The organism is Paenibacillus sp. MDMC362, assembly GCF_003269305.1.
In the GTDB taxonomy this organism is placed as follows: Bacteria; Bacillota; Bacilli; order Paenibacillales; family Paenibacillaceae; genus Paenibacillus_AQ.
In genome coordinates this window covers 76412-92308 of record NZ_QLYT01000045.1, presented here as the reverse complement: position 1 = coordinate 92308, position 15897 = coordinate 76412, and the positions used below count along the sequence as shown (strand labels likewise).

The 15897-nt window shown below is 50.5% G+C and carries 18 protein-coding genes and 1 riboswitch; of the genes, 13 read left to right on the top strand and 5 right to left on the bottom strand.

The features are described 5' to 3' along the window. Positions 1–254 precede the first annotated feature (254 nt). Positions 255–980 carry a WD40/YVTN/BNR-like repeat-containing protein gene (locus DP091_RS22590; protein WP_258394655.1) on the top strand — a complete coding sequence of 242 codons (726 nt, stop codon included), beginning with the start codon at positions 255–257 and terminating at the stop codon, positions 978–980. A 96-nt stretch (positions 981–1076) separates the two neighbouring features. On the opposite strand, the gene DP091_RS22585 is transcribed toward DP091_RS22590, so the two are convergent. Both DP091_RS22585 and DP091_RS22580 read right to left on the bottom strand, forming a co-directional pair. Further along, positions 1077–1268, bottom strand: coding sequence for a hypothetical protein (locus tag DP091_RS22585; protein ID WP_113060369.1), 192 nt, complete (start codon positions 1266–1268; stop codon positions 1077–1079). A 168-nt stretch (positions 1269–1436) separates the two neighbouring features. Beyond that, positions 1437–2033 (bottom strand): helix-turn-helix domain-containing protein, encoded by a 597-nt coding sequence (locus DP091_RS22580; RefSeq protein WP_113060368.1) that lies wholly within the window; start codon positions 2031–2033, stop codon positions 1437–1439. A 287-nt stretch (positions 2034–2320) separates the two neighbouring features. Next, positions 2321–2420: riboswitch (purine riboswitch) on the top strand. A gap of 78 nt (positions 2421–2498) precedes the next feature. On the opposite strand from DP091_RS22580, the gene DP091_RS22575 reads away from it, so the two are divergent. From DP091_RS22575 to DP091_RS22555, 5 genes are all read left to right on the top strand, one after another. After that, a complete protein-coding gene (locus DP091_RS22575) occupies positions 2499–3935 on the top strand; it encodes an NAD(P)/FAD-dependent oxidoreductase (protein ID WP_113060374.1) in 1437 nt (478 codons plus the stop codon). 196 nt (positions 3936–4131) lie between these two features. Further along, positions 4132–4419 (top strand): Dabb family protein, encoded by a 288-nt coding sequence (locus DP091_RS22570; protein ID WP_113060373.1) that lies wholly within the window; start codon positions 4132–4134, stop codon positions 4417–4419. 43 nt (positions 4420–4462) lie between these two features. Continuing rightward, entirely contained in the window at positions 4463–4885 is a 423-nt protein-coding gene (locus DP091_RS22565; RefSeq protein WP_113060367.1) for a DUF86 domain-containing protein, read from the top strand. Between the two features lie 270 nt (positions 4886–5155). Continuing rightward, positions 5156–5608, top strand: a complete 453-nt coding sequence (locus DP091_RS22560; RefSeq protein ID WP_113060366.1) for a DUF948 domain-containing protein — start codon at positions 5156–5158, stop codon at positions 5606–5608. A gap of 15 nt (positions 5609–5623) precedes the next feature. Further along, the gene (locus tag DP091_RS22555; RefSeq protein ID WP_113060365.1) at positions 5624–5986 is read left to right on the top strand and encodes a YtxH domain-containing protein; all 363 of its coding nucleotides are present in this window, start codon (positions 5624–5626) and stop codon (positions 5984–5986) included. A gap of 128 nt (positions 5987–6114) precedes the next feature. Here the strand turns inward: DP091_RS22555 and DP091_RS22550 are convergent, their stop codons facing one another. After that, the gene (locus tag DP091_RS22550; protein WP_113060372.1) at positions 6115–7182 is read right to left on the bottom strand and encodes a nitric oxide synthase oxygenase; all 1068 of its coding nucleotides are present in this window, start codon (positions 7180–7182) and stop codon (positions 6115–6117) included. Positions 7183–7442: 260 nt separating this feature from the next. Here DP091_RS22550 and racE point away from each other — a divergent pair, with 260 nt between their 5' ends. From racE to DP091_RS22515, 7 genes are all read left to right on the top strand, one after another. Beyond that, positions 7443–8249, top strand: a complete 807-nt coding sequence (racE, locus tag DP091_RS22545) for a glutamate racemase (protein ID WP_113060364.1) — start codon at positions 7443–7445, stop codon at positions 8247–8249. A 230-nt stretch (positions 8250–8479) separates the two neighbouring features. Beyond that, positions 8480–9682: a M14 family metallopeptidase gene (locus tag DP091_RS22540; RefSeq protein WP_113060371.1), complete on the top strand. Its 1203-nt coding sequence runs from the start codon at positions 8480–8482 to the stop codon at positions 9680–9682. A gap of 187 nt (positions 9683–9869) precedes the next feature. Further along, positions 9870–10145: a hypothetical protein gene (locus DP091_RS22535; RefSeq protein WP_071223135.1), complete on the top strand. Its 276-nt coding sequence runs from the start codon at positions 9870–9872 to the stop codon at positions 10143–10145. Positions 10146–10249: 104 nt separating this feature from the next. Next, positions 10250–10552, top strand: a complete 303-nt coding sequence (locus tag DP091_RS22530; protein WP_071223134.1) for a heme biosynthesis protein HemY — start codon at positions 10250–10252, stop codon at positions 10550–10552. Positions 10553–10582: 30 nt separating this feature from the next. Beyond that, positions 10583–10804 carry a YuzB family protein gene (locus DP091_RS22525; RefSeq protein ID WP_076325704.1) on the top strand — a complete coding sequence of 74 codons (222 nt, stop codon included), beginning with the start codon at positions 10583–10585 and terminating at the stop codon, positions 10802–10804. A 132-nt stretch (positions 10805–10936) separates the two neighbouring features. Next, positions 10937–11203, top strand: a complete 267-nt coding sequence (locus tag DP091_RS22520) for a hypothetical protein (RefSeq protein WP_113060363.1) — start codon at positions 10937–10939, stop codon at positions 11201–11203. Between the two features lie 85 nt (positions 11204–11288). Then, complete coding sequence (locus tag DP091_RS22515) at positions 11289–12302, top strand: serine hydrolase domain-containing protein (RefSeq protein ID WP_181469897.1); 1014 nt, start codon at positions 11289–11291, stop codon at positions 12300–12302. Positions 12303–12493: 191 nt separating this feature from the next. On the opposite strand, the gene DP091_RS22510 is transcribed toward DP091_RS22515, so the two are convergent. Next, on the bottom strand, positions 12494–14479 hold the full coding sequence (locus DP091_RS22510; protein ID WP_113060361.1) for an LTA synthase family protein: 1986 nt from the start codon (positions 14477–14479) through the stop codon (positions 12494–12496). A 122-nt stretch (positions 14480–14601) separates the two neighbouring features. After that, positions 14602–15750 carry a THUMP domain-containing class I SAM-dependent RNA methyltransferase gene (locus tag DP091_RS22505; RefSeq protein ID WP_113060360.1) on the bottom strand — a complete coding sequence of 383 codons (1149 nt, stop codon included), beginning with the start codon at positions 15748–15750 and terminating at the stop codon, positions 14602–14604. Positions 15751–15897 lie beyond the last annotated feature (147 nt).

Below are 15897 nucleotides of genomic sequence, written 5' to 3'. Positions count from 1 at the left end.
GGTTCAGGTCCGTGTGGGCTAACCCCCGTGGAGGTTCGAGTCCTCTCGACCGCATCTATGAAGAAAAGCTGTTTTTCAAGTGAAATTTAACTTGGAGAACAGCTTTTTTCGTTCCTCTTCTTGTGGAAATCGCGTTATACTAAATTGGAGGAACCGTTCAGCTTTAGGGTGAATTCAATGGAGTGGATTTATAATATTTGGCCTGTTAGCAGAAGTTACTGGCGGGTTATTTTGAATACAAGGGGTGTGATCCTGTGATAAAACCTCGAAAAAGGCTGGGCTTTATTTTGTTGATGCTCGTTGCTGTGAGTTTATCTGTTGGATGTCAACCATCGGATGAGGGGAATGTGGCTGAGCCATCGGTGGAATCTTCGAAGAAGGATGCCCAGAAGGCAGGGCCCTCTCCCGGCACAGAAGAATCTTTAGATGGAGAGGATCACGTCTCAGGAAGCGGTGCCGTCGCAGAACAGGATGATACGGACGTTGCTCCAGGCAATCTGGCCGCAGAACCCGATGTGGATTTAGCGGATGTGACGGCGGTCCGGCTCATTAATCATAGCTCGGGCTGGATCGGCGGAGAAGGCTGGATAGCTTTTAGTGATAACGGTGGCACGGAATGGGAGGTTCAGGCTCAGCCAAAAGGCACCGTACGCCAAATTTTCGCGCTGAATGGCAAGCAGGCCTGGACTGTGATGGAGAATAACGATCTGTACCGCACAACGGATGGCGGTGAGACTTGGATTCAGATTGGAAGCACGCCGAATGCCGGATTTCTCCATTTCATCTCGCCTGAAACAGGATTCAGCGGGCAAGCCAAAACCGAGGACGGGGGCCAAACCTGGAGCAACCTGGATATACCGGATACGACCGCCAGCAGCCCTGTCACGGGAGCCATCACCGATGAAGCTGCCGAAGCTCCCAAGAATGAAGACGCTGCGTCAGGATCGTTGTATGTTGTTAACGCGAAATCCCATAACTGATTCATAACAAAGAAGACCGGAGCTCTCGGTCTTCTTTTTGTGGTTACGTCCAATCTCAGCAAGGAAGAGGCAGAACGATGAACATCATATCGTTCATTAAGGCAGCTCTTTGAATATCATTCGCGAGCCCAGCCAAAGACCAGCGGCAACTCCGATTAAGCCGAAGAGGGCCACCAGGACAATCAGATTAAAGGAATGCCAACCAAGCAGGAATCCAATGCCGCTTCCCATGGTTGTTCCGGTGAGCAATCCCAGTGCGGCGCCAAGCTGCTTATGATGTAACGTCATACTTACTCACCTCAATTGTTGGAGGATGCGAACGGAATGTTACTTGTATTCCCTGATCGTCATGAAATATGCCATAACAGAAAATAAGCCCGGCTTGGCCGGATCGACCCGGCAAGCTGAGCATTGGTTGGAATCATAAGTATGGTTGCGTTATAACAGCGGCTTTGATTATAAACTTTGCTTTAATGCGCAATCTGCGAATAGCACAGATTTAGGGATTCGGAAGAACTGTTCCGCTTTTTCCTGGAACGCTGCGGACGGTACGGTGCCCTGGTGCAGCCATTTGCGGAATGTGCCGGGATGTACGCCGATCCAGCGGCTAACATCGCTTACCGACAAGTCATGAACCATGCACAGGCCTGTCAGAATCCGATTGCTAACGGGTGAGCGTGTCAGTGTGCGTTTCATGAAGCGGGAAGGTGCCGGCTGACAGATTAAAGGTGACTTGTCCAGCAGTTCCTCCCTGAAGAGAATGTGCCGGGGATAACCCAAGTAGTCGCAGGCCTTCTCCAGGTTGTGTTTTCCGGGAACGCGTCCCTCATATACCCAGGCGCTGACACTACGGGAGGATACTCCCAATTCCTCGGCCAATTGCGACAATTTGATATCGTTGGCCATAAGTACGGCTAGTAGGACGCGGTTGCGAATTTGGCAGCGGGTCGGCCGGCGAAAGCGCTTGACTCGCACACCTTTCCCCAAATATTTACGATTGATCAGGGACCACGCCTCAATGGAGTGTTTTTCTTGCTGCAGTTGTGTAGGCATAATTCCTCCGATTTTTTTAACACAATACTACAATATTCGACACTCACTTTTCAATAGCCAATCATAAAACAATTGTTTCCATTTCGTTGTTACCTGATTTATAAGTCGGATGTAATGGTCCGATAGACCTACTAATATATTCGATTACTATCAAGAAATGTTCGCTTTTTGGTGATGATGACGCTATGGTTGGCGTTTATAACGAGAATAAATGAAGTTAAATACGAACGATTGATGAAGTATGGCTTGACTCATTCGTGAATTCGTTTTATATTAACTATGGTTGATGAAGAAAAAAGATGCTTATTCGTATATCCCTGAAAATAAGGTTCAGGGGTTTCTACAAGGGACCTTAAATTCCTGACTACGAATAGGATGCGCAAGCATACCTATTCGGAGCAGGATTTTTTTGTGCCCGAAAAGCGGTGTGCGCAGAGCGACAGTCAAAACACACAGGGGGATATGATGAGCAAATATGATGTGATCGTTGTTGGTGCCGGTCCGGCCGGTATTTTCGCTTGTTATGAACTGACGTTAAAGTCACCGGGCAGAAAGGTGCTATTAGTTGACAAGGGACATGATATTTACCGGAGAAGCTGCCCGATCCTGGAGGAGAAGATTAAGCTCTGTCCACCGGCAGTAGGACGCAAGGAATTTGCCGGTTGTTTGCCGGCTTGCTCGATTACGGCCGGATTTGGCGGGGCAGGAGCATACAGCGACGGCAAATTCAACATAACCACGGAGTTTGGCGGCTGGATGACCGATTATTTGCCAGGCTCCAAAGTCATGGAGCTCATCGAATATGTGGACGCCATCAATCTGGAGCACGGAGCAACACCTGCCATCACGGATCCGACAACAAATGCGATCCGGGATATTGAACAGCGTGGATACGCAGCGGGCCTGAAGCTGCTTCGCGCGCAGGTAAGACATCTTGGAACCGAGCAGAATTTGGAGATACTGAAGTCGATATACGAATATTTAAAGACAAGAATTGATATGGCTTTCCGGGCGGAGGTCGAGGACATTGTCACCGTCAAAGAAGACGGAGCCCACCGCGTTACCGGCATCGCAATGAAAGGCGGGGAGGTCCATGAGGCGAATTTGGTGATGGTCGCCCCTGGCCGTGACGGCTCAGCCTGGTTGACCAGTGTATTGAAAAAACGCAGATTGAAAATGCATAATAACCAAGTGGACGTGGGCGTTCGGGTTGAAACCTCGGATGTGGTCATGCGCGAGATCAATGAGCATTTGTATGAAGGCAAATTCATCTTTAACACCTCGGTCGGAACCCGGGTGCGTACGTTCTGCAGCAATCCTTCCGGTCATGTCGTGGTTGAGAACCATAGCGGGGTGATGGCAGCCAATGGCCATTCTTATAAAGATCCGGCATTGGGATCAGCTAATACGAACTTTGCGCTGCTCGTATCCCATAAGTTTACGGAGCCGTTTGACAAGCCTAACGAATATGCGCGTGAAATATGCAAGCGGGCTAACGACCTATCCAGCGGCGGGGTTATTGTACAGAAATACGGCGACGTGCTCCGCGGCCGGAGATCCACCGAGGGCCGAATTCGCGAAGGGTTTCTGGAGCCGACGCTGAAGGAAGCCGTTCCAGGTGATCTTGGCTTGGTGCTGCCGTACAACACCATGAAAAGCCTGATCGAGATGGTCGAAGCGCTTGATAAAGTCACGCCGGGAATCGCGTCGGAGCACACATTATTCTACGGGGTGGAGGCCAAGTTCTACTCCGCAAGACCGAAGCTGACGGAGTCCTTCGAGACGGAAATCAAGGGACTTTATTGTGGCGGTGATGGTGCGGGCATTACCAGGGGGCTTGCTCAGGCAGGAGCCGCCGGCGTCTGGATTGCCCAGAACATGCTGAATCAATTAAGTTCGTGATTCAGCTTTATTCCCTTAAATAGAGTGTTGATTTCAGGAGCACGCTCTGGTATATGCCAGGCGGTGCTCCTATTTGGTTAGATCTGGCGCAGCCGATCTGTCCGATATGTTGGTGGGAGCGATTTCTTTTTCCGGACGAACGGGGTATGATAGATACGAAAGATTTACATACATGTTAGAGATGGAGGAACGGACGATGATTAAACATATTGTTTTTTTCAAATTGAAGGACTCATCCGCAGAGAATATTGAGAAGACGGTGCAGGTGCTGCGCGATATGGATGGCAAGATTCCGATGCTTAGATCCCTTGAGGCAGGCGCAGATGTAATTCGCTCGGATCGCTCATATGACTTGGCTTTGATCGTTGAAGTGGACAATCTTGAAGATTTGCAAGCATATGCCGTTCATCCTGTTCACCAGGAAGTGATCCAATACATCAATACGGTGAAAGATCATACGCTTAGCGTTGATTTTGAAGTGTAGGCACTGATATAGACTTACAACAACGGGTTGGAGGAGATTTGCGGTGTATTATGTAAATCAAGAACAAATTGAACGACGTCTGAGCGCGATTCCCGAAATTGCGGAAGGGCTACGTGCTGCGGCACAATCATGGGACGGAGGGCTTGTGCTGGGGTTGGTTCAGGAGCGCGCGCTTCATCTGGCGATCGAAGTCGTGACGGATGTCGGCAGCTACTTAATTGACGGATTTATTATGCGGGATGCCAGCAGTTATGAAGATATCATGGATATTAATCATGAGGAAAAAGTGTTCCCCGAAGAGGTTCATAAGGTGCTGCTGGAGCTGGTCCGATTGCGCAAACCGCTCGTGCAGGACTACTATGATTGGGACAGGCATACGCTTCATTCTTTAACCCCGATTCTGCCTGGTGTGCTGGAGCAATTTGCGGGAAGTGTCCGTGAGTATTTAAAGAACGAGATGTACTAATGGTTGTATAGTTTCACTAAGAAATACCCCATGATGCCATGGGCTCTTCCATACACACGATCCTTGCAGGCCTTCAGGGAATCCCTGAACGGCCTGTTTTTTGTTGGTTTATGTCAAAGCGCTTGCATGCTCCGAAGATGCGGGGAAACTCGTGGTTCTGCTAGCTGGAATAAAAAAAGTCGCCGGTGTTGTGTCAAGACAAGCCCATGCTGCTTATAATGCATCAAGCGACTAGGCATTCGCCCGGTCGGACGAAAGGAGGAGTTCCCCATGACAGAATGGAGTGCGCTGGCCGCTGCCATCGGTATCGTTCTGATCGCGGTTGCGGCGGTGATCATGATGGTGTCGGTTAAAAGGCTGATCGGGCGGGCCGAGACCATGCTGGGTCGGCTTGAGGAAGACAGTGCCCGATTGACACAGGAAGCCTCGCAAGTGCTGGTGCAGGCATCCGTCTCGCTAGAGATGATTCAGCGTCAGCTTGCGGCAGGCGAAGCTTTTGCCGCTTCCATGTCCGAAGCGGCGTCAGCGGTAGCCAAGACGGCCGATGCGGTTCATGCTGTAGGGAAAAAAGCTTCCATAACCGCCATTGAGCATCTGGAACGTGCTCGCCTCGATAATGAACGGCAGATTGGGGAGATGTTCCGGTGGGTTGATGCCGGAATGACGCTATGGCAATCATGGAACAAGTACACCTCCAAGTCCGGCGAAGGGCAAGCCAAATAGAAGGAGAGATGGAATATGAAAGAGAAGAGCAAAGGACTCCTCTGGGGAGTATTGATCGGCAGTGTTGCAGGTTCTGTTACCGCACTTCTTCTGGCTCCAAAATCCGGCAAAGAGCTTCGGAATGACATTGCCGACGGCGCCCGCGGCATCGGCACCAAGGTGCAGGAGGCAGCGGAGAAGGTAGGAGAGCAGGGCGTCAACCTGATCGGCATCATGACGGATCGGGCAGAGAACGTGATCTCCGACATTCAGTCCTGGCGCAATCGACAAGAAAGCTGGCTGGCGGAAGAGGAAATTGCGCAGGTTTCCTCGTTTGACAAGGATTTTGAAGAAGATGCCTATGTTCCCTCTGCTGCGGAAGTGAAGGTCAACGATTAATTCAGGATCAGATGATCGCTTCAGCACTCATTTACGAGGATAAGGAATACGCCAAAATACATGAAAGCCGGGGCGGCAATCAGCCCCGGCTTTGCTGTGTATAAACTACTTGAAAGATAAAGACCAGACTACATTTCCTTGTTCCTGTAATGAAAATTAGGCGAACGGATGTCGTTATGATAAGAGTTGTGGAAAATATGTGTTGTAGCTGGCGAGACCGGAGGGATCAGCCAACTCCAATCCCCTGTGAGCTCCCGCCCGGCTTGTTGTTCCCGCTGTTCAAACAAACCGAACTGGGATGCTGCCGAATGATGGTCCACGATGCTGACGCCAGCTTTTTTATAGGAATAGAGTACGGCGGCATTGAGCTCGACCAATGCGCGATCTCTCCATAAGGTCGTTTCGCTGGAAGTATCCTGCCCCATCAGCTTGGCAATAAGCGGAAGTTTGTTGTAGCGCCCTTCGTCTGCCAGGTTACGGGCTCCGATCTCGGTTCCCATATACCAGCCGTTGAACGGTGCGGCCGTATACATAATGCCGCCGATTTCAAGCAGCATGTCAGAGATGAGAGGCACCCCATACCATTTTATTCCCTCCGCTTTCAGAGAAGGAAGTTCGGGATGCTCCAAGGGGACCTCCAGCACGTGGGATGTCGGTATCGGAAGCCACTCCGGCGGCTCATTCCCCTGCTGCACAACCAGCGGCAGCACATCATAGTCGGTCATGTCTCCCCGCCATCCCAGCTCCATGCAATCCTTCGTGAAGGATAGGGAAGCCGGGTCGCCAACCGTCCCGTCCGGCGTTTCGTAACCCGCATACCGAATCAATTGGTGGTTTTTGATCGTCAATGGGGCCTCACCTGGACGTGCAGCCCTGAAAATCGTAATCGTAGGCATGATTTTTCCGCCATTGGTGGCACTCTCGATATGATGAAGGAGTGCTGCGAAAATGTCAGAGGTCTCGGTTAAGTGCCTGGCATCGACTACCTTTAGGCGATCCCAAAACAGTCTGCCGATACAGCGGTTGCTGTTTCTCCAAGCCATTTTGGCCCCATGCGTAAGTTCCTCAAGCGTATGCTCATATGTACCTGTCAGCTTGATCTGTGAGCGGATGTCCAAGAGCCGGGCCTCGGCTTCTTCCGGGGTACGGTTTAATTCTGCGTAACAAAGCTCGATAAACGGCTTCGCAGCTTTCATAAGGTCGGTATGATGTATGTTGTCCTTCACATAAAACTCTCCTTTACTATACGCGCGCTTACTATAGTATAAACTACCTACGGTCAGCGACTAACGCAAGAGTCCTACAATTGCTTGAACAAAATGCCAGCCGTCTTTTCAGCAGCGACCTTGTTGAAGATAGGGGGGAATTGGGGTAAGATTTAAGGTACATTTCGATCCGAAATGACATATGGTATCACTGTAAACCATGAATTTGACAAGAAGGAAGCGGTGGGTTCGTGCAGCAAGCAATCGCAATACTAGACTCGGGTGTCGGCGGGCTGACTGTCGCTAAAGAAGTGATGAGACAGCTCCCGAGAGAGAAAATTATTTACTTCGGAGATACAGCCCGCGCACCCTACGGACCCCGTACGCCGGAAGAAGTCCGTTTATTTACGGAGCAAATTGTAGATTATTTAATTCAGTATGATCCCAAAATGATTGTGATCGCCTGTAATACGGCTACGGCGGCGGCGCTTGATTATATTTCGTCCAAAGTGCCCGTACCCGTCATCGGTGTCATTCACCCAGGGGCGCGTGCCGCGATAAGCGCAACGAAGACCGGTAACGTCGGCGTGATCGGTACAGTCGGAACCATTGGCAGCGGAGCATATACAGCGGCTCTGAAACAGCTCTCGCCTTACGTTGAGGTGGAAAGCCAAGCCTGTCCCGAACTGGTGCCGCTCGTCGAACACGGATTGTTCCGATCCAAGGATGCTTTGCAGGTGGTGCAAGAATCCTTGAGAGGCATCAAGGATACCTCCATTGATTGTCTGATCCTCGGGTGTACTCACTATCCGTTCCTGATGAATACGATCCAAACGGTCATGGGGGCGTCGGTGAAACTGATCAGCTCCGCCGATGAAACAGCTCGCGAGGTCAGCACGATTCTGTATGATAAAGGCCAGCTTGCAAGCAGCATGGAGAGCCCGGTGCATCAATTCTTCTGTACAGGAGATCCAGTTATTTTTCAGAGCATCGCGACCGAATGGCTCGGAGATCATATCAAGCGGACACCCGTTGTCTGGCAAATTACAAGGCTATAATTCACCATTCATACTAAGAGCTAATCCAGAATGAATAAGAGCAGAAAACGCAGGCAGGACAAGGGATGAGACCTTGTCCTGCCTTTATCATTATCTGTGCCAAGTTTAGGAAAGGAGCGAGATAATAGCGCCTTTTCGTTCTTTTGCATCATACATGTTGGACAACCGGCCGCTCATATACATGGAATGGACGCTAATTGAAGCGGCTTTGCCGCGGAAAGGAATCCATTATGCAGCAATATGTCGTACAGAAAGGCGATACGCTAAGACGCGTGGCTGCCAGATTTAGTCTGGCGTATGAACAGCTGATTACGGCGAATCCATGGGCGGCGCAGCAGCCGTATCTCCAGCAGGGACAAATGCTCTACCTTCCTGCATCGCTGCGCCGAAGGTACGTCATCCAGGAACATGATACCTTTGATAGTATTGCCAATACGTTCCGGTTTCGGAAGGAAGCCTTGGAAGAATTGAATCCCGGGTTATCGGCTCATCATCTGCCGCAGGGGAAAACGATCGTTCTGCCGGGTACCACGCCTAGGCGCATGATACGATTAACCGGCGAATACGGACCGGGGGATCTGGAACGCGATATACAAGAGATGAAGCTGCGTTACCCTGTTATCGAGTGGAGTGTCATCGGCCGAAGCGTGCTCGGCAAACCGCTATATGCGGCCAAAATCGGTAAAGGCCCTAAGAACCTGCATATCAATGCATCACTTCATGCCAATGAATGGATCACAACCCCGTGCCTGATGCGTTTCATGGAGGAGTACGGCAGGGCATTATCGCAAGAGTCACCGGTTTATTTTCAGGAGCCGGATGCCTGGTACCGGAACTATACGTTATGGGTTGTGCCGATGGCAAACCCGGACGGGGTAGAGCTGGTACAGGAAGGAGTCACTCCTTCTCATCCCTATTATGAGCGCCTGATCGAGTGGAATGGAGGGCGCGAGGATTTTCGGCGCTGGAAGGCTAATATAAACGGCGTGGATTTGGGTGACCAGTTCCCTGCGCATTGGCAAGAGGAAGTCGCGCGAAGGGGGAAAATCCGACCATCCCCGCAGGATTATGCGGGGACTAAGCCGCTAAGCGAGCCGGAAGCCGAAGCTGTCTATCAGCATACACTATCGATATCTCCGGAACGGGCCATTTCCCTTCACAGCCAAGGGCGGGAAATCTATTGGAACTACCGGGACTACGAACCTCCGGAAAGTGAGGACATGGCCAGAAGATTAGGTCAGTCCGGCGGTTACAGGCCGGTGAAGCTGCAGGGCAGTGATGCGGGATATAAAGATTGGTTTATTCAGCATTACCGGAGGCCGGGCTTTACCGTAGAGATTGGTTATGGGATGAATCCGCTGCCGCTAGAGGATTTCGAGGATCTGTGCGTCGAAGTGGGATCCATTCTAGCTGCTTTTATGTCTTTGAAATAGGATATATATTTTGAAACGATAAGATCTATTATAACGTATATAATATAGAAGGATACGGCCGCTGCTTTTAAGGATTACAAGGCAGTGGCCTATTTTCGTGCTTTAATTGCTGCAGCTTCCCGGGATTTCTTAGAGATTTGTTAATTGGGTAATATATAGACATGCTGCCTGGAATGGAGGGAACAATATGAAGTGGAGAAGATTATGGTCGCTTCGGCGCTGGTCGCACGTATTCCAGCGGATATTCGGTTATTTGACCTCTTCCCGGGTTTCACTCGGGGACAAGCTGTTATTTTTGGTTCCGGTTGTGCTGTATTGGGTGCTGCCGGACTTTATGCCATTGCTGCCGATCGACGATATCGGAGTCACGATGCTGCTGATGAATTGGTTCGTATCCCGCGTCGAGCGGAAATATCCAGGTGTCCTCGGTGAAGATCAAGGCCCCGCCAAGCGCGTACGGTAAACGAGCTTTTCGGACGTAAATATACGGACAGGACCCTTGCGAAAAAACCGGCAGGGGTCTACAATAACATATTGAATGAAACATCCGTGAGGAGATGAATATACGTGAAATGTAAAATAACCCGTAATGCCGCTAAGGTGTTAAAGAGAGAGCTGGACAAGGAAGAGAACAAGGACAAGAAAATTCGCGTACTGGTAACCCATGCGCATGGCGATCATGCCCACTACGGTCTGGATCTGGATACGCCGAAGGAAAATGATGTCGTCGTATCCACAGATAAAGAGATCGACGTCATTTTGGAAGCGGGACAACCTTTCCTGGACGGCGTCAAAATCGACTATCTTTATTTTCCTCAGGAAGGCTTTGTGATTACGAATCCGTCCCAGGGCAATCACGGCGACCACTAGGTTACTTCAGAATAAAGAAGGTATTGTACAATGGCTAATGATATTCGCGTCTGCGAGAAGTGCAGACATACGAAGTTAAAGACAATGATCCCGAAAATTAAGAAAATGGTACCGGATGCCGACATTAAGATCGGCTGCAAATCCTATTGCGGTCCTTGCGGCAAACGCGCCTTCATGTATATCAATGGCCGTTATGTCAGCGCGCCTACAGAGGATGAAGTGCTGGCAAAGGCGCTGCCGTTTGTGAAATAACAAACAATTGGTTGTTTGTTACATTAGAATCGAAGTTCGCGGAAAATCCCCATTCTTCGGGTATAGTTCCTGGCACAGCCATCCATGCTAAGAGGGCAGCAGGAACAACAACTTTAGAAGGGAGCAACCGTCATGAACAGTCACGATTCCAGTCTTCATTCCAACAGTCCCAGCAACAGTGCGCTAGATTCCGTGGAGAAGCTGCACCGTGCCGTATCCTCGGCAATGTCCCACCCGACGGAACAGCTGATTCAGCAAGCGGAGAATTCGTTATCCCATACGGAGCAAGCGGTGGCCCAAGTGATTGAGCAGGGGGACCCAAACGCAGTGGAATTGGCGGAAGAGTTGTTAGGCGAAGAGAAGGAACGTCTGTCCAAGCTTCGTTCAGCTAAACAGTAGGTTAGGATCCTGTGCAGTCCGTTCAATAGCTTTCGAGCTAATGAACGGGCTTTTTTTAATTTATATACGCTTTTGAATTATATACTTGATTCCGATATATAATGCTTTTGCCCTGAAAGAGAATGTGCGCCATTTCTCCAACACGAAGCTTAGCAGACCACCAGGGGAACAACATCAATACAGTAACGCCAATTATATGATTCTGGGAGCTGTTCTGGAGGAGGTGTCGGGTCAATCCTATGCCGATTATATGGAGCAGCATGTGTTTGGCCCGCTGGGCATGAGTACGGCTGCAGCCGATGAGGAGCGGGCGGTTCAAACCGGATTTGAACATGGGTATCAATCGTGGTTCGGCTATCCGCGAGTGAGCAGCGTCCCCTATGACAACAGCGGTGCTTCTTATGGTTGTATCTCGGCGAGTATCGACGATATGGCGCGGTATCTCCAATTTTTGCTCCAAGATAATGACAGGGTGCTGAGTCGGGAATACAAGGAGCTGCTCCTGTCGCCTTTAGTTCAGCATCGACCGAATCGTGCCTATGGTTTTGGCTGGAGAATAAGCGAGACGGAACAAGGCGAGAGGCTGGTATGGCACTCCGGATCAACACCGGAAGCACGGGCGGAAATCTTCTTCATCCCTGAACGGGGCGTAGGGGCCGTTATTTTAACCAACAAGGACCACATTCTGGAGGAAGCCAGATTGATTCAGGTCTCCAAGGATCTGAGAGGAATATTAGCCGGACAAGACCCGAAACCGCCTTCCGCTGGTATCCATCCGGTGATTTGGGGATTGACGGTAACTTTGATCATTCTGCTCGCTATCGTGATATGGATGCTGCTAAGAATGCAGAAACGCAGCTTGAAGTTATATCTCACACTTCCGCTGAGTTTGCTTCTCTTTGCGATTTCAGCTGGCATCATTCCGCTCTTCACGCGTCTGACAAGCTCCCCTTGGAAATCCATACGACTCTTTGTGCCTGACATTGCCTATATGACGCTGGGGATTGTAGCTAGCCTGGCACTGATGGGGCTTTTGCTAATGTACGGAACGCTTGTCAGCCGTAGGAAACATCTTGAGTCGATTACCCGGCGCGCTTGACATGAAATGCAATCAGTAAAAAGATGATCCCCCCATAAATACAGCTTGGTGTGTGTTCGGACATTGCCTAGCCCCCAAAAAACAAACCAGGCCGATGGGGGAGATCAGCCTGGTTTGTTTCGTTTAGCAGCCTCAGTCAACAACAATGAGAGGCTAAAATATGTTTTGAAATTTACTAACGTTATGACCGATTATCGAGTATTCGCTTCACCTTCTGCTTTAAATAACTTCAACAGGTCATACGTGATCACTTGATCGGATATCCGCAGCTGCTTCTGTGTCTCATCATATCCGTCACGGCATGCCTGGATGTCAGTTGGCTGACGCGTCGTCAGATCGTAACAGGTTCCACCTTCAAGCCCGGCCGTCTCGGTGGGCAGATAGAACATCTTCCCATCGGAAAAAGCGCCGCTGCGCAGCGGAATCAGACGCGGTTCATCATCAAACAGATGGCCGCCGATCCAGTAATACGGCTCATCCGATACGCCGAGAAGATGAAGGATGCTCGGCGTCACGTTCATCATGCCGGCGGCCTCCGGGTAAACTCCGGCATGCACTCCATCAGGCAGGCGGATAAGGAGGGGAACCTGGTTCATGATTTGCTCCATGTCGAGTGCATTCAGGTCTCGTCCCAGGAACTTCTCATAGTCCGCTTTTTCCTTGATCGAATTGTCGTGATCCCCATAGATAAGCAATATGGTGTTATCCCACAACCCTTGCTGTTTCATCTGTTCGACGAACTGGCCGAATGCTTCGTCGACATAGTGGATCGACTGCAGATAATTCCCGAATATGGAGCCTTCGAAAGCCCCCGTATCCAGCTTCGCAGCATCCTTGGGGACATAATACGGATGATGGCTCGTTAGCGTAATCAGGAAGGAATAGAAGGGCTGCTTGATGTCTTCCATCTCATCCAGTGATTGCGCGAAGAACGCTTTATCGCTCAATGACCATCCCTGCACATCGTTCATTACGAAATCCTTCTTGCTGTAAAAATGGTCGTAATTCATTTCCCGGTACATCGTGGTACGGTTCCAGAAGCTGCTGTCATAGGCATGGAACACGTTTGCGCCATAACCCTGTTCTTTCAGAATCTCCGGAAGGGTATCGTACTCGCGGTCAGCATATCGCGTGAATACGGAACCTGTGGGGAGCGGAAGCAAGGAGCTGTGCGTGACGAAGTCCGCATCGGACGTTCGCCCTTGACCGGTTTGATGATAGAAATTGCTGAAATACATACTGTCCTTCATCAATCGGTTGAAGTTAGGGGTAATTTCCTGACCTTCGATCGACCGGCCGATGACAAAATTCATGAAGGCCTCCGTCTGAATCATGATGACATTGCTGCCTTTATACTTGCCGAACAAGACGCCCGTACCGGACGGCTCCATACGCTTGGCATCAAACCATGCCTTGACCTGGTTGACCTCTTCCTCTGCCAGCTTGGGCTGACCCACGAGATGATCTCGTCCATAACGGTAGATATCATATCCGTGAAAGCCGATCAGTCCCGTCACATTATACAGCGTAATATTCCACCAATTGCCTTCAAAGAGGCCAACAGCCCATGTATTGGACGCTTTCTTGATCGGAACGAAAGTCATGATCATGCCCAGGATGAACACGAGCGTGCCTGTAACCAACCGGCGAATGATCCGGTTCCGCCGATGCTGACGATATTCACCCGGGAGTGCATAGGTTTCCAAGGTGGTTCTCCGTTTGCGGAATACCATCACGGCGGTAAACGGGACAATAATAAGCCAATCGATAAAAAAGAACAGATCGTACGCATGAATCAGGGAACGTATGCTATCCCCGAGGGAACCGACCTGTCCAGCCTGCATAAGCACCGGCACGGTTATGAAATCATCGAAGTAGCGGTAATAGATCAAATCGGCGTACAGGATCCCCGTCCATAAGAGATTTAATAAAGTTAAAGCTGCAAGCCGGCCCCTTGCCGGAAGCCACAAGGTCCAGAAGGAGATTAGCAGGATCGAGCCGACAGCAATCACATAGTCTGCCTGATCCAGCTTCATGTTGGTAATATGGAGATGATGATCAAGCATGATCAGCTTGTACATCATGAGGATAAGGAATAATAAATATGCGGTGTACCGGTAATGCAGCCCTTTGGAGACCCGGCTTCGGAAATCGCTCCATGATGGGGATGAGAGCACGTGGGTAACCTCCTTTTTATTTGACAAAACATCCTTTTATCGCAGTCTTCTTATTATAGCTTGACCCGGATGACCGAGCAAAAAAAGCCGCCCAAGGGCGGCGTTTGCAAAGCGTCATTTCGTTATTCCGCCGATTTGTTACGCGGCGGCAAGGGGCCCAGGTATTGATAATACTGGCATTCGATCCGGCCATTGAACAGCTTGCGGCGCTTGTCCGCCTTGCGGCCGAAGTAATGCTCGAATTGCTTGGTCGGGCTGAGCGCGAAGAAGGACCAGGTCGGGAGTGAATGCGTTATCGATCCGAGCTGGCGAATGAGACGCTCAACCTCCTCTTTCTCGCTTAACCGCTCGCCATAAGGCGGATTGGTGATGATACAGCCGAACTCGCCCTCAGGGATGGCTTTGGCTGCAGGGAGAACCCTAAAATCGATTTCGCCGGCAAGTCCCGCACTTTTGGCGGCGGCCTTGGCTACTTCAATCGCTTTCGGGTCGATATCGCTCCCGGCGATATGCAGCGGAATATCGTCCTTCACTGCGTCAAAAGCCTCCTCGCGCGCATCTTCCCAGAGGTTGTCCCCGATAATATCCCAATGCTCGGACGGGAACGAGCGGCGCAGGCCGGGCGCAATATTCCAGGCCATCATCGCGGCTTCGATCAGAATGGTCCCCGAACCGCAGCACGGGTCATACAGCGGACGATGCGGGCCCCAGCGGCTTAATTGCAGCAAAGCGGAAGCCATGGTTTCCTTCAATGGAGCTTCCGTAACCAGCTTGCGGTAGCCGCGTTTATGAAGGGCAGGTCCTGTGGTATCAAGGGTCAGTATGGCTCGATCCTTCAAGAGCGAAACCTCGATTACATATCGGGGGCCGTCCTCGGGGAACCATTCCGTACGGTGCGAGAGCTTCAGCTTCTCCACGATTGCTTTTTTCACGATGCCCTGACAGGCGGGAACGCTGCTAAGCTGCGATTTATGGGAGCGCCCTTCCACAGGGAATTCGCCATCCGCCGGGATCCAATCTTCCCATGGAAGAGCTTTGGTTCCTTCAAAGAGCTCGTCGAAGGTAAAGGCATTAAATTCCCCCATCTTGACCAGAATACGGTCCGAAGTCCGGAGCCACAGATTGCAGCGGCAAATATCGATCAGGTCACCTGTAAAGGTCACTCTACCATTCTCTACTTCCATGTCGGTGTACCCGAGCTCTTTCAACTCGCGGGCAACGACGGCTTCCAGCCCCATCGGGGCTGTCGCGATCAATTGTAATCGAGGCATTAACGATGTCAACTCCATTTAACATGTGTACGGCGATAGTCGCCGCCGGTTCAATCTATATAGTATAGGCGATTGCATTGACTAAGACAATTATCATATGATAGTTCTCGTTAGGTTTAGCGGGAGAATACGTGTCTTATTAAGATA